Genomic DNA, 14,224 nt, shown 5'->3' with positions numbered 1-14,224 from the left:
ATCAACAAATGCCGATAACCCTGCCAACCAGCCTGCCTGCATTCTCCATCCTTCGGGATGAGGGGGTGATGGTCATGGGGCGCAGCGCGGCAGAAAGCCAAGATATTCGGCCATTGAAAATTGGGCTTTTGAACCTGATGCCCAAGAAAATTCAGACCGAGACGCAATTTGCCCGCCTGATTGGCGCATCGCCGTTGCAGACGGAATTTTCGCTGATCCGTATGAGCGAACATGAAACCAAGAACACCGCCGCAGAACATATGGCCGAATTTTATCAGCCATTTCGTGATGTGCGCGACCAAAAATTTGATGGCCTAATCATCACAGGCGCGCCGATTGAGCATCTGGATTTCGAAGATGTGACCTATTGGTCCGAGCTGTGCGAAATCTTCGAATGGACGCAAACCAATGTCCATTCCACCTTTGGCATTTGCTGGGGCGGGATGGCGATGATCAATTATTTCCACGGCGTCAAAAAACATATGCTGCCCGCAAAGCAATTCGGGTGCTATCGGCATCGCAATCTGCAATCAGACAGTCCCTATTTGCGGGGGTTCTCCGATGATTTGGTGATGCCCGTCAGCCGTTGGACGGAAATGCGCCGCCCCGAGATCGAGGCCGCGGGTCTGCCCGTTTTGCTCGACAGTCCCGAGGTTGGCCCTGCCTTGGTCGAAGATAGCGCACATCGCGCGCTCTATATTTTCAATCATCTTGAATATGATAGCACCACCTTGGCCGAAGAATATCAACGTGATCTGGGCAATGTGCAGGTGGACGGGGCCAGTATCGCCCTGCCCGTCAATTACTTCCCTCACGATGATCCAAGCCAAAAGCCACTCAACCGCTGGCGCAGCCATGCCCATCTTCTATTCGGCAATTGGATCTCGGAAATCTATCTGACGACACCCTTTGATATGGCGCGCATTGGTCAAGACAGCACCGATCTGCGGCGGTGATAGACGGGCGCAAGATGCGTCCCTATATTCACCCCAGTCTGCACTGGGAAATTGGCCATGATTGATAGAAAACCATTTGATGGCGCCATTACGCGCTATTTTGAAGACGATGCGCCCGAGGCGATCCGCGCGGCCCTAAAGACGGCCGAGACTTCCGACATTCTTGATCCGACTTATCCCTATGCTGCGCGGATGCAGAATAGTCTCTACATGGCTGGAATGACCGCCTTGCAAATTGAACTGGCAAAATTTCACGCATGGGTGCGCGAAACAGGGCAACGGATTGCCGTGATTTTCGAGGGGCGCGATGCCGCAGGCAAGGGTGGCGCGATTGCGCGCGTCATGGAAAACCTAAACCCGCGGGTGGCGCAAATTGTGGCCTTGTCGAAACCCAGCGAAACCGAAGCGGGGCAATGGTATTTCCAACGCTATATTCAGCATCTGCCAAGCCGCGGGCAAATTCGGCTCTTTGATCGCTCATGGTATAATCGGGGCGTGGTGGAACATGTGTTCGGGTTTTGCACGCCCGCGCAACGTGAGGCCTTTTTTGCCCAAGCCCCACGGTTCGAGGATATGCTGCTTGAGGATGGGATCAGCCTGACGAAAATCTGGCTCAATCTGGGCCGTGCCGAACAACTGCGCCGCTTTTTGGCGCGTGAAAATGACCCGCTCAAACATTGGAAACTGTCGCGTATCGATGTCGATGGTCTGGCGAAATGGCACGAATACAGCGCCGCGATCCGCGAAACCTTGACCCGCACCCATACCGCGACAGCGCCGTGGCATGTGATCCGTGCCGATGATAAACGCCGCGCGCGTTTGGCGGTGATCCGACAGATTCTCAGCCAGTATGACTATCCAGAAAAAGACCCCAACCTTGCGTCCGCCCCCGATCCTGCCATAAGTGGCGGGCCTGAGGCTTGGACAGATCAAGGGGACAATGCGTAAACAGGGCTATCATCACGGCAATTTGCGTCAAGCCTTGGTTGAGGCCGCTTTGCGGCTGATCACCGAAAAAGGCCCTGCAGGTTTTACCTTGGCCGAGGCGGCCAAGGATGCGGGCGTGACCCCTGCCGCCGTGTATCGCCATTTTCAAGGCCGTGAAGAATTGATCACCGAGGCAGCCTTGCAAGGTCACGCGATCTTTCGCGAGGCGATGGAGGCCGCGTTCAACAGCAAATCTGCCCCTCTGGCCGCATTCGAGGCCACGGGCCGCGCTTATTTGCGTTTTGCGCAATCTTATCCTGGTCACTACATGGCCATGTTTGAAAGCGGCCTTTCGGCCAATGCCCATCCTGATTTGGCCCGTGCATCAGAAAGATCCCGCGCGATTTTGGAACGGGCCGCCGAGGCACTTAGCGCACAATTGCCCGCCGATAGACGCCCGCCTGCATCTATGTTTACCGCACATATCTGGGCCATGAGCCACGGGGTGGTCGAACTCTTTGCGCGCGGTCGCGAGGGCGGCAATGCCCCCTTCCCCGCCGAAGACCTTCTTGAGGCAGGGATCGGGATTTATCTGCGCGGTCTTGGCCTGCTCGACAAAGACTGTTAGCGCAGGACACAGGCGGCGTCACGCAGTGCCAAAAAAAATGGCACTGGCCCGTAAAATTTACACAAATGTGACGATCTCTCTTTAAGGAACGCAAGAAAACCCTTATAGTCCAACTACTTGGATATGCGCGCAGGATAAATGCAATGGATTGGGATCGTTTACGCATCTTTCACGCCGTGGCGGATGCTGGCAGTTTGACCCATGCGGGGGACGTGCTGCATCTCAGCCAATCGGCGGTGTCGCGCCAAATTCGATCCTTGGAAGACGAATTAAACGCAACCCTGTTCCATCGTCACGCGCGCGGTTTGATCCTGACCGAACAAGGCGAATTGCTATTCGATGCCACGCGCCATATGGCAAAGCGTCTTGATGCTGCCGCCGCCCGCATTCGCGACAGCGAAGAAGAGGTATTCGGTGAATTGCGCGTGACCACCACCATCGGCTTTGGCTCGCTATGGTTGGCACCGCGCCTGCCCGCGCTTTATGAAAAATATCCCAATCTCAAGATTGATTTGATGCTTGAGGAGCGGGTGCTGGATTTGCCAATGCGCGAGGCCGATGTGGCCATCCGCATGAAGGAACCCAGCCAAGCGGATCTCATTCGCAAGCGTTTAATGAATATTCGCATGCGGCTTTACGCATCGCCCCAATATCTCGAACAAAACGGCGTCCCCCAAACACTTGACGATTTACGCGACCATCGCCTGATCAGTCAAAATGCAACGGCGGCACAGGTCTCCTCAGGTGCGCTTTTGGTGCGTCAGCTGATGTCTTATGAAATTGGCAGCTTCTTGACTGTAAATAACTATTTCGGGGTGCTGCAGGGCGTCATCCATCACCTCGGCATTGGGGTATTGCCCGATTACCTGACCCAAGACTTTCCCAATTTGGTGCGCGTTCTCGACACGGTCGAAAGCAATGATGTGCCCGTTTTCCTTGCCTATCCCGAAGAACTGCGGCAGTCCAAACGCATCGAGGCCTTCCGCGAATTTGTGACCGAAGAAATCATCGCACATCGCCGCAAAGAACGGGACGGAAACGTCTAAACTGCCCGAACTCCTGCGTGACATTTCCGCCATGACCCTGTGTGATATGCGCCACATGCATAGCGGGTTTGCATTCTTGTGGCGGGATTTTTCTTGATACTTCGCAAAGTGATCATTAATTGGGCAGCAGTGATGACATTTGCACAAAGTGTCATGACCACCTCCCTGTTGGACTTCGGCCGAGACTTGTCTCGGCCTTTTTTTTGGCCAAAGCGCAAGATGCGGCTTTTGCAAAACCTGTGCCCCGCCCCCCTTTCCCCTCGCGCGCCTATGCCGTAAAGACGGGGTGTCTGCGCGCCTTTGCGCCTCGCCACAGGAACGATACCCCATGACCGAACCCGAAATCACCCCCGAGTTGATCGCTGCACATGGCCTTAAGCCTGATGAATATGAGCGCATCCTCGAGATTATCGGACGTATCCCGAATTTCACGGAACTTGGCATTTTTTCGGCGATGTGGAACGAGCATTGCTCGTATAAATCTTCGAAAAAATGGTTGCGCACCCTACCAACCGAAGGGCCGCAGGTCATTTGCGGGCCAGGCGAGAACGCAGGCATTGTCGATATTGGCGATGGTCAGGCGGTCGTGTTCAAAATGGAAAGCCACAACCACCCCTCCTATATCGAGCCCTATCAGGGCGCGGCCACGGGCGTAGGTGGGATTTTGCGCGATGTTTTCACAATGGGCGCGCGTCCAATTGCGGCGATGAATGCACTCTCCTTTGGTGCGGTAGATCATCCCAAAACACGCTCTTTGATCCATGGGGTTGTGCGCGGTGTCGGCGGCTATGGCAACAGTTTCGGCGTCCCCACTGTGGGCGGCGAGTTGCGCTTTGACGCGGCATATAATGGCAATTGCTTGGTCAATGCCTTTGCCGCAGGTCTGGCTGAGACGGATAAGATTTTCTATTCCGCCGCCTCTGGCGTAGGGATGCCTGTTGTCTATTTGGGCGCCAAGACAGGTCGTGACGGGGTTGGCGGGGCCACGATGGCCAGCGCCGAATTTGACGACACGATTGAAGAAAAGCGCCCAACTGTTCAGGTTGGCGACCCTTTCACAGAAAAGCGCTTGCTTGAGGCCTGCCTTGAATTGATGGCCTCAGGCGCGGTGATCTCGATCCAAGATATGGGCGCCGCAGGTCTGACCTGCTCTGCGGTCGAAATGGGGGATAAGGGCGGCTTGGGGATCAAGCTGCAACTTGATCATGTGCCGCAGCGCGAGCCCAATATGACCGCCTATGAAATGATGCTCTCCGAAAGCCAAGAGCGCATGTTGATGGTGCTACGCCCCGAAAAAGAGGCAGAAGCACGCGCCATTTTTGAAAAATGGGATCTCGATTTTGCCATTGTCGGGGAAACGATTGCTGAAGACCGCTTCGTGATCATGCACGGCAATGCAGTTAAGGCGGATTTGCCGCTGTCGAAACTGTCCTCTACGGCACCAGAATATGACCGCCCTTGGGTCGAAACCCCTGCCGCCGAGGCGGTGGATTTCATCCCAGAAATCGACCCTATTGATGGGTTAAAGGCGCTTTTGTCTTCGCCAAATTACTGCGGGCGCGGCTGGGTCTATCAACAGTATGACACCCAAGTTGGCGCAGACACGATCCGCACGCCGGGCTATGGGGCGGGCGTTGTGCGCGTGGCAGGCACGAATAAGGCGCTGGCATTCACCTCGGATGTGACACCGCGCTATGTCAAAGCGAACCCCTTTGAGGGCGGCAAGCAGGCCGTAGCCGAAGCCTATCGCAACCTTGTTTCTGTCGGGGCAACACCGCTTGCAACCACCGACAACCTGAATTTTGGCAACCCTGAAAAGCCCGAAATTATGGGCCAATTCGTGGGTGCCATTAAGGGCATTGGCGCGGCCTGTTCAGCGCTCGACACCCCAATCGTTTCGGGCAATGTCAGCCTTTACAATGAAACCGATGGCAGCGCGATCCTGCCCACTCCCACGATTGGGGCGGTTGGTTTGATTGCGGATATTGACCGCGACCTGATCAATGGAACGGCACGCGAAGGTCACTGGGCGCTTTTGATCGGGGAAACCAAAGGTCATTTGGGCCAATCTGCGCTATTGGCCGAAGTGTTCCATCGCGTTGAGGGCGATGCCCCCCCCGTGGATCTTGAGGCAGAGCGGAAAGCGGGCCAATTCATTCTCGACAATCGCGAAATGATTTCGGCGTGTAATGACCTCTCGGATGGCGGGCTTGCCTTGGCTGCGTTTGAGATGGCCGCAGCCTCCGACACGGGTGTAACATTGGACGCAAGCGATGCGGCCAGCTTGTTTGGCGAAGATCAGGGGCGCTATTTGATTGCCTGCTCGACCGATAAGGCCGAAGCCTTGATGGTTGCCGCGGGCCAAGTGGGCCTTCAGATCACCACGGTTGGTAAATTTGGCGGCGACCAGATCACCATCGCCGGCTCTAGCGAAAGCCTTGATGCGCTTCGGGCCCTATCAGATGGCACGCTGTCCCGCTTGTTTGACTAACCCATAATGCGCCTCCAACAGGCCCCTTGTTTGGGGCCATATCGGGGCCTAGATTAGACGTAACAGACTGGAATTCATGAGGGCAGATATGGCAATCACAGCACAAGATATCGAGGATCTAATCCGCGCATCCTTTCCCGAAGCGCAGATTACGGTTGAGGGTGATGATGGCCAGCACTTCGCTGCTCAAGTGATTGATGCCAGCTTTAAGGGCATGAACCGCGTGGCCCAACAACGTGCTGTTTATGCCGCCCTCAAAGGCAAAATGGATGGCAGCGCGGGCGAATTGCACGCGCTCGCCCTCACCACCCGCGCCCCCGATTAAAAGGAAGACCCAGATGAGCGTAGAAGATCAGATCAAAGAGATGATCACGAAAAATGACGTGGTCTTGTTCATGAAAGGCACAAAATCCATGCCACAATGCGGGTTTTCCAGCCGTGTGGCAGGTGTTCTGAATTACATGGGCGTAGAATTTGCCGATGTGAATGTGTTGGAAGATGAAAATATCCGCCAAGGGATCAAGGATTTCTCAGATTGGCCCACGATCCCGCAACTCTATGTGAAGGGCGAATTCGTAGGTGGGTGCGATATCATCACTGAGATGACCCTCTCAGGCGAGCTGGACGCGATGTTTGACGCGCAAAATGTCAGCTATGACAAAGAGGCAGCAGATAAAATTCGTGAGGCAAACGCCTGATTTCGTTTGATATTGTGAAAAATGGCGCGTTAGGTTTTGCCTGACGCGCCATTTTTTATTTCTTCTTCGTATCCCCCTTGCGCACATGTTTGCTGAGGCGCGAGGGAATAGATTTTTTGCGATCCTTGTAGGGGTTTTTATCCGCTTGGCTGCGCATGAACAGACGGATCGGCACACCAGGCATGTCAAAACTATCGCGCAACCCGTTTACCAAATAGCGCGAATAGCTTTCAGGCAGCTTTTCTGGCATCGAACACATCACAACAAACGAGGGCGGGCGCGCTTTGGCTTGGGTCATGTAGCGCAGACGAATACGCCGACCTGATGGTGCGGGCGGTGGATGCGCCTCCACCATTTCCCCTAACCATCGGTTCAGCGTGGCTGTTGGCACACGGCGGTTCCAAATCGTGGCGGCGTTAATGATTGCCGCATGCAGTCGATCTAGCCCTTTGCCTGTCTTGGCCGAAACCGTGACCATCGACACGCCTTTTATTTGCGGCAATAATTTTTCAAGACGATCCCGCAGGAATTTTAGTTTTTCCTGCTTCTCATCCTCAACATCCCATTTGTTTACCGCAATCACCACCGCGCGCCCCTCACGCTCGGCCAGATCAGCGATGCGCAAATCTTGCGCCTCAAATGGAATGGCCGCATCCAGCAAAACCACGACCACTTCGGCAAATTTGACAGCACGCAGACCATCGGCCACGGAGAGCTTTTCCAGTTTTTCCTGCACGCGGGCGCGTTTGCGCATCCCTGCCGTGTCGAAAATCCGCATCGGCACCCCATCCCATGTCACTGGAAGGGAGATCGCATCACGGGTGATCCCCGCCTCGGGGCCAGTGAGCAAACGCTCCTCCCCCAAGATTTGGTTGATGAGGGTGGATTTGCCTGCATTGGGGCGGCCGATTACGGCGATTTGCAAAGGCCGCTCAAGCGTTAATTCGCGCAGGCCCCCTTCCTCAGTTTCATCTTCATCAAGCTCGATATCGGTTTCTGGGCTGTAATCCTCGGCTTCCTTCGCCTCGATCAGCGGGGCAAGGGCCACGGCCAATTCGCCCATACCTTCGCCATGCTCAGCGGATAGGGCTAAGGGCTCGCCCAAGCCCAGTTCATAGGCCTCAAGCCACCCTGCCTGCCCTGCCCGTCCTTCGGATTTATTTGCGCCCAAAAGAACAGTGACACCGCGCTTGCGCAGTAGATCGGCAAAGGCGTGATCGGTCGGCGTCAGGCCTGTGCGCGCGTCAATCAAAAATAGGCACGCATCCGCCATATCGACCGCCCGCTCCGTCAGGCGGCGCATACGGCCTTGCAGACTGTCATCTGTGGCCTCCTCAAGGCCCGCCGTGTCAACCACAGTGAACCGCATCGACCCAAGCCGCGCCGCCCCTTCGCGCAGATCACGGGTGACACCGGGTTGATCATCAACCAAGGCAAGGCGCTTGCCCACCAAACGATTGAACAAGGTGGATTTGCCCACATTGGGCCGACCAATAATGGCGAGGGTAAAGCTCATGATCTCGACAGTGTAAAATTCCTAAGACCCGTCCCCTATCTTAAGGCAGGGACGAAGGAAAGCCCAAGCAAATCTCGACTGCTATTTTGCGCGGCGCAGCATCAGATCGAACCGCTCGAGAAACCGCGAACGATCCGCCTTGGCAAAGGGGCGCGGGCCAGAAGGGGCGCCCTCCTGCGGCAGGCCAGCCCGCAAATCAGCCATAAGCGCGCGTGTTGCCACCTGCGCGCCGATTGTGTCCATTGTATAAGCATCCCCCTTGGGCGAAATCACCTGTGCGCCTGATTTCAACGCGCGTTCCGCCAAAAGAATATCGCCAGTCACCACAATATCACCCGCTTCAAGCCCGGCTATGATCGCATCATCAGCGGCATCAAACCCGTCCCCCACCAGATGCATCGCCAAAAGCGGGTGATCGGGCAGACGCAAATATTGATTGGCCACAAAGCGCAATCCAATCTTGTGGCGCAGCGCCACGCGAATGGCCTCTTCGCGCACGGGACAGGCATCTGCATCCACAAAAACCATCGGAGAGCTTGGCCTTGGCATTTCAGTCTTGGGGGCATCTTCCGTCATTTTCACGTCTCCCGCGCCTGCTGTGCGCGAATCTTCCAATTTCCGCCCGCGGGAAAAAAATCGTCTAGCGGGGCATTTTGCAGAAAAATGTAAGGCGAATTGGCTCAATTCCCTCCATCCACAGGCGAATGATCCGCAAATCCGCGAAAATGCGGTTCAATTCTCCGCCGTTATGGGTCGTTTTCTCTTTCCAACCCCGTAAGCTGGCATTAATTCTTATCCATCTGGGGTAATAACAACAACTTGGGAGTTCTTCATGAAAAAACTTTTGCTGGCTTCGGCCGCCTCCTTGGCGCTTGCGTCCATGGCAACCGCACAAGAGGTAAAGATCGGCACTGTTGTGGGCTTTACAGGCCCGCTTGAATCGCTTGCGCCTGACATGGCTGGTGGCTCGGAATTGGCGATGAACGAAGTGAACGCAAGCGGCAATTTCCTGAACGGCGCGACTGTTGTCTCCGTGCGCGGCGACAGCACGTGTATTGACGCGGCCGCTGCAACCGCTGTTGCAGAACGCCTCATCACATCTGATGGCGTCAGCGGGATTGTCGGCGCGGATTGCTCGGGCGTCACCAACGCAATGCTGCAAAACGTAGCTGTGCCAAACGGCATGGTCATGGTGTCCCCATCCGCCACTTCGCCTGCGCTGACCACCGTTGAAGACAATGGCCTCTTCTTCCGCACCGCGCCTTCTGACGCGCGTCAGGGTGTTGTGATGACCGAAGTGATCATGGATCGCGGCATCAAATCCGTGGCTGTGACCTATACCAACAACGATTACGGCCAAGGCTTGGCTGATAGCTTTGCCGCAGCATTCGAAGCTGCAGGTGGCACTGTGACCCTCGTTGCAGCGCATGAAGATGGCCGTGCGGATTACTCTGCAGAGGTAGGCGCCTTGGCGGCTGCGGGCGGTGACGCATTGGTCGTTGCAGGCTATGTGGATCAGGGCGGCTCGGGCATCATCCGAGCGGCGCTGGATTCTGGCGCGTTTGAAACCTTCGTCTTCCCTGACGGCATGGTATCTTCTGCCCTCGTTGAAAATTTTGGCAGCGAGATTGATGGCTCCTTCGGCCAGCACCCTGGCACCGATAGCGAAGGTGCATCGATTTTCGAAACCCTCGCCGCTGAAGCAGGGTTCGATGGCACCCAGCCTTTCGCAAAAGAATCCTATGACGCAGCAGCCTTGATCATGTTGGCCATGCAGGCCGCAGGCTCAAGCAACCCTGCCGATTACGCAGGCGAGATCATGGATATCGCAAACGCCCCAGGCACACCAATCCTGCCTGGTGAATTGGGCAAAGCCTTGGAATTGATCGCAGCGGGCGAAGACATCGACTATGTTGGTGCCTCTGCCGTTGAATTGATCGAGCCAGGTGAATCCGCGGGCAACTATCGCGAGATCGAAATCTCTGGCGGCGAGATCACAACAGCACGTTTCCGCTAAGTTGATCTAATCAAGACCAACGGGCAGCCCGGAGTGATTTCCGGGCTGCTTCGTTTAAAGGATGCGGGACAAGCGATGATTACTGTCGAAAATCTGCACAAACATTTTGGCGGCTTTCACGCCGTGGATGGCGCAAGCCTGACAATTGAAACAGGCTCTATCACCGGTCTGGTTGGCCCCAATGGCGCGGGAAAGACCACGCTGTTTAACGTGATTGCGGGCGTTTTGCCCCCGACATCGGGCCGCGTTGTCATGGATGGCGAGGATATTACGGGCCTTCCGCCCCACGCGCTATTTGGCAAGGGATTGCTGCGCACATTTCAGATCGCGCATGAATTCTCATCCATGAGCTGCCGCGAGAACCTGATGATGGTGCCAAGCGGTCAATCGGGGGAAACCCTGTGGAACACATGGTTCGGGCGCAAACGCATCGCCGAAGAAGAGCGCGCGCTTAAAGCCAAGGCCGATGAGGTGTTGGAGTTTCTGACCATTTCCCATCTCGCAGATCATCCGGCAGGCGCGATTTCTGGTGGTCAAAAGAAGCTGCTGGAACTGGGTCGCACGATGATGGTTGATGCAAAGATCGTGTTTCTGGACGAGGTGGGTGCAGGCGTTAACCGCACGCTGTTGAACACGATCGGCGATGCGATCATCCGCCTGAACAAAGAGCGCGGATATACATTCTGCGTCATTGAACATGACATGGATTTCATCGGGCGGCTTTGTGACCCTGTGATCGTTATGGCCGAAGGGCGCGTTTTGGCCGAAGGCACATTGGACGAGATCAAAGCCAATGACGATGTGATTGAGGCCTATCTTGGGACAGGTCTAAAAAATAAGGACAAGATCGGGGCATGAGCGAGACATCACCCTTTTTGATCGGCGAGGCGATGACGGGCGGATATGGCAAAGGGGCCGATATCCTGCACAGTTGCACCATCGCGGTCGAGCGCGGCGAGATCGCCGTCATTGTGGGCCCTAATGGCGCGGGCAAATCGACCGCCATGAAGGCGGTCTTTGGCATGCTGTCGCTGCGCGAGGGGCGTGTTGTGTTGGACGGGGATGATATCACCGCACTTTCGCCGCAAGATCGCGTTGTGCGCGGGATGGGGTTTGTGCCGCAAACCAATAACATCTTCACCTCTATGACAGTCGAAGAAAATTTGGAGATGGGTGCCTATATCCGCCGCGATGATTTTCGCGACACGATGGAACAGGTCTATAGCCTCTTTCCAATCCTAAAAGACAAACGCCGCCAAGCGGCGGGCGAATTATCAGGCGGGCAGCGTCAACAAGTGGCCGTGGGTCGCGCGCTGATGACCAAGCCGAAAGTGTTGATGTTGGATGAGCCGACCGCAGGTGTTTCGCCCATTGTTATGGACGAGTTATTTGACCGCATCATCGAAGTGTCCCGCACGGGCATCCCCATTTTGATGGTCGAACAAAACGCCCGTCAGGCGTTGGAAATCGCGGATAAGGGCTTTGTTTTGGTGCAAGGGCGCAATGCCCATACAGGCACAGGCAAAGAACTGTTGGCAGATGCGGATGTGCGCCGCTCCTTCTTGGGGGGTTGAGGAATGGATCTTCTAAACGCAATTGTCGCTTTGTTGAATTTCGTGATTGTGCCTGCCACCGCCTATGGCGCGCAATTGGCGCTTGGGGCGCTTGGGGTGACGTTGATTTACGGCATCTTACGCTTTTCCAATTTCGCGCATGGTGACACGATGGCCTTTGGCACGATGATCACCATTCTGGCCACATGGGGCCTGCAATCTTTGGGCGTCACGGCGGGGCCTTTGCCAACCGCCCTCATCGCCCTGCCCCTTGGCATCGCTGCCACAGCCGCCTTGGTGGTCGGCACGGATAAGATGGTCTATCGCTTTTATCGCCAAACCAAAGCCAAGCCTGTGATCTTTGTGATTGCCTCAATTGGCGTGATGTTCGTGATGAATGGGATCGTGCGCTTTATCATCGGGGTTGATGATCAAAACTTTGCCGATGGGGCAAGGTTCCTAATCTCTGCTCGTGATTTCAAAGACATGACAGGCCTTGACGAAGGGCTTGCCATCCGTTCGACCCAAGCGATCACGGTGATCGTGGCGATTTTGGCGGTGGTGGCCCTGTTTTGGTTCTTGAACAAAACCCGCACGGGCAAATCCATGCGCGCGTTTTCCGATAACGAAGATTTGGCACTGCTCTCAGGCATCAACCCTGAGCGTGTTGTGATGATCACATGGTTGATTGTGGCGGCTTTGGCGACCACGGCGGGCGTGCTTTATGGTCTCGACAAAAGCTTTAAGCCCTTCACCTATTTCCAACTGCTCTTGCCCATATTTGCCGCCGCGATTGTGGGCGGGCTTGGCAATCCTCTGGGGGCAATTTTGGGGGGCTTCCTGATCGCCTATTCCGAAATCGCGGTCACCTATGCCTTCCGTAAGGTGGTTGGATATATCGGCCCCGAAGGCTGGAGCCCCGAAGGAATGCTGCAGCTTCTATCGACCGATTATAAATTTGCCGTCAGCTTTACGATCCTTCTGATCGTGCTTCTGTTTAAACCCACAGGGATCATGAAAGGAAAATCGGTATGAACCTGACACTGGATCGCAAGGCGGCAGTTCTCTTTGCGTTGGTGGCTGTGCTTTATATCGGCACAGGCTTTGTTCAATCTTGGAACACCGCGCTGTCTATTCTGAACATGGGTCTGATCTCGGCCATCATGGCGCTTGGTGTGAATATCCAATGGGGCTATGCGGGCCTCTTTAACGTGGGTGTAATGGGCTTTACCGCGCTTGGCGGTTTGGCGGCTGTTTTGGTGGCCTCTGACCCTGTTGAGGGGGCATGGGGGGCCACAGGCGGATGGCAAATCTTGCTTGCCCTGTTGATGGGCGGCGCAACCATTGCCGCCGCGATTGCGCTATGGGGCAAGATGAAAGGTCACAAATTGCGCGGCCTTGCGATGGCGGGCTTGTTAATCGCGGGCTTTTTCATCTTCCGCGCGGTGTTTGACCCTGCTGTGGCCACGGTTGAGGCCATTGACCCTGCCTTGACGGGCAATATCGGGGGCCTTGGTTTGCCCATCATTCTGGCATGGCCTGTGGGTGGGCTGCTTGCCGCAGGGGCCGCATGGATCATCGGGAAAACCGCGCTTGGTCTGCGGTCGGATTATCTGGCGATTGCCACTTTGGGTGTGGCTGAGATCATCATCTACATCCTGAAAAACGAAGATTGGTTGGCGCGCGGCGTGAAAAACGTCATCGGCCTGCCCCGCCCTGTGCCTTACGAGGTTGACCTACAAGCCAACCAAGCCTTTGTTGGCGCAATGCAAGGATTAGGCGCTGACCCTGTCACCGCCTCCTCCATCGCGGTCAAGCTGTCCTATGCGGTGTTATTCTCAATCGTTCTGATTGCCCTGATCTGGCTGACACAGCGCGCGCTCAACTCGCCTTGGGGGCGGATGATCCGCGCCATTCGCGACAACGAAGTTTCTGCCGCCGCGATGGGAAAAAATGTCACGGCGCGGCATTTGCAGATTTTCATCCTTGGTTCGGCCGTTTGTGGCCTTGCAGGCGCAATGATGACCACGTTGGACAGCCAACTTGTGCCAAGCACCTATCAACCGCTGCGCTTTACCTTCCTGATCTGGGTGATGGTGATTGTGGGCGGATCAGGCAACAATATCGGCGCGGTCTTGGGCGGCTTCTTGATCTGGTGGTTCTGGATTCAGGTCGAACCTTTGGGTCTGTTGCTGTTGCAGGGGATCACGGCGGGCATGGCCGAAGGATGGCTGAAAGATCACCTGATGGATGCCGCCGCGCATATGCGCCTTTTGACCATGGGTCTTATCCTGCTATTGGTCTTACGCTTCAGCCCGCGTGGCCTGTTGCCAGAACGCTGAAAAAACAGCGCCCGCGGAGCGAAGGGGTCCCCTTGGGCTGCGCGGGCGCG

Annotated in this window: 14 protein-coding genes; 12 read left to right on the top strand and 2 right to left on the bottom strand. The window is 55.7% G+C overall.

Annotated elements, in window-relative coordinates; genetic code table 11:
- Positions 1-8 precede the first annotated feature (8 nt).
- From RYZ18_RS01340 to grxD, 7 genes are all read left to right on the top strand, one after another.
- Positions 9-956, top strand: coding sequence for a homoserine O-succinyltransferase (locus RYZ18_RS01340; RefSeq protein WP_317654589.1), 948 nt, complete (start codon positions 9-11; stop codon positions 954-956).
- Between the two features lie 57 nt (positions 957-1,013).
- Entirely contained in the window at positions 1,014-1,904 is an 891-nt protein-coding gene (gene ppk2, locus RYZ18_RS01335) for a polyphosphate kinase 2 (RefSeq protein WP_317654588.1), read from the top strand.
- On the top strand, positions 1,897-2,511 hold the full coding sequence (locus tag RYZ18_RS01330) for a TetR/AcrR family transcriptional regulator (RefSeq protein ID WP_317654587.1): 615 nt from the start codon (positions 1,897-1,899) through the stop codon (positions 2,509-2,511). Before ppk2 ends, RYZ18_RS01330 begins: the two co-directional genes overlap by 8 nt.
- A 143-nt stretch (positions 2,512-2,654) precedes the next feature.
- The gene (locus RYZ18_RS01325) at positions 2,655-3,557 is read left to right on the top strand and encodes a LysR family transcriptional regulator (RefSeq protein WP_317654586.1); all 903 of its coding nucleotides are present in this window, start codon (positions 2,655-2,657) and stop codon (positions 3,555-3,557) included.
- A gap of 328 nt (positions 3,558-3,885) precedes the next feature.
- On the top strand, positions 3,886-6,048 hold the full coding sequence (gene purL / locus RYZ18_RS01320; RefSeq protein ID WP_317654585.1) for a phosphoribosylformylglycinamidine synthase subunit PurL: 2,163 nt from the start codon (positions 3,886-3,888) through the stop codon (positions 6,046-6,048).
- Between the two features lie 88 nt (positions 6,049-6,136).
- Positions 6,137-6,373 carry a BolA/IbaG family iron-sulfur metabolism protein gene (locus RYZ18_RS01315; protein ID WP_317654584.1) on the top strand — a complete coding sequence of 79 codons (237 nt, stop codon included), beginning with the start codon at positions 6,137-6,139 and terminating at the stop codon, positions 6,371-6,373.
- Positions 6,374-6,386: 13 nt separating this feature from the next.
- On the top strand, positions 6,387-6,746 hold the full coding sequence (gene grxD, locus RYZ18_RS01310; protein ID WP_317654583.1) for a Grx4 family monothiol glutaredoxin: 360 nt from the start codon (positions 6,387-6,389) through the stop codon (positions 6,744-6,746).
- A 55-nt stretch (positions 6,747-6,801) separates the two neighbouring features.
- Here grxD and der read toward each other — a convergent pair whose 3' ends face one another.
- Positions 6,802-8,262 carry a ribosome biogenesis GTPase Der gene (der, locus tag RYZ18_RS01305; RefSeq protein ID WP_317654582.1) on the bottom strand — a complete coding sequence of 487 codons (1,461 nt, stop codon included), beginning with the start codon at positions 8,260-8,262 and terminating at the stop codon, positions 6,802-6,804.
- A gap of 81 nt (positions 8,263-8,343) precedes the next feature.
- The gene (locus RYZ18_RS01300; RefSeq protein WP_317654581.1) at positions 8,344-8,838 is read right to left on the bottom strand and encodes a YaiI/YqxD family protein; all 495 of its coding nucleotides are present in this window, start codon (positions 8,836-8,838) and stop codon (positions 8,344-8,346) included.
- Between the two features lie 256 nt (positions 8,839-9,094).
- Between RYZ18_RS01300 and RYZ18_RS01295 the strand changes: the two genes are divergently transcribed.
- The 5 genes from RYZ18_RS01295 (at position 9,095) to RYZ18_RS01275 (ending at position 14,174) form a co-directional block, all read left to right on the top strand.
- Complete coding sequence (locus RYZ18_RS01295) at positions 9,095-10,279, top strand: ABC transporter substrate-binding protein (protein WP_317654580.1); 1,185 nt, start codon at positions 9,095-9,097, stop codon at positions 10,277-10,279.
- Positions 10,280-10,354: 75 nt separating this feature from the next.
- On the top strand, positions 10,355-11,137 hold the full coding sequence (locus tag RYZ18_RS01290) for an ABC transporter ATP-binding protein (protein WP_317654579.1): 783 nt from the start codon (positions 10,355-10,357) through the stop codon (positions 11,135-11,137).
- Complete coding sequence (locus RYZ18_RS01285; RefSeq protein WP_317654578.1) at positions 11,134-11,853, top strand: ABC transporter ATP-binding protein; 720 nt, start codon at positions 11,134-11,136, stop codon at positions 11,851-11,853. Before RYZ18_RS01290 ends, RYZ18_RS01285 begins: the two co-directional genes overlap by 4 nt.
- A gap of 3 nt (positions 11,854-11,856) precedes the next feature.
- Complete coding sequence (locus RYZ18_RS01280) at positions 11,857-12,867, top strand: branched-chain amino acid ABC transporter permease (RefSeq protein WP_317654577.1); 1,011 nt, start codon at positions 11,857-11,859, stop codon at positions 12,865-12,867.
- Positions 12,864-14,174 (top strand): branched-chain amino acid ABC transporter permease, encoded by a 1,311-nt coding sequence (locus RYZ18_RS01275; RefSeq protein ID WP_317654576.1) that lies wholly within the window; start codon positions 12,864-12,866, stop codon positions 14,172-14,174. The genes RYZ18_RS01280 and RYZ18_RS01275 overlap by 4 nt, the downstream gene beginning before the upstream one ends.
- Positions 14,175-14,224 lie beyond the last annotated feature (50 nt).

Source organism: Roseovarius sp. 10, assembly GCF_033100315.1.
Lineage (GTDB): Bacteria > Pseudomonadota > Alphaproteobacteria > Rhodobacterales > Rhodobacteraceae > M30B80.
This window is presented reverse-complemented; position numbering and strand designations above follow the sequence as displayed.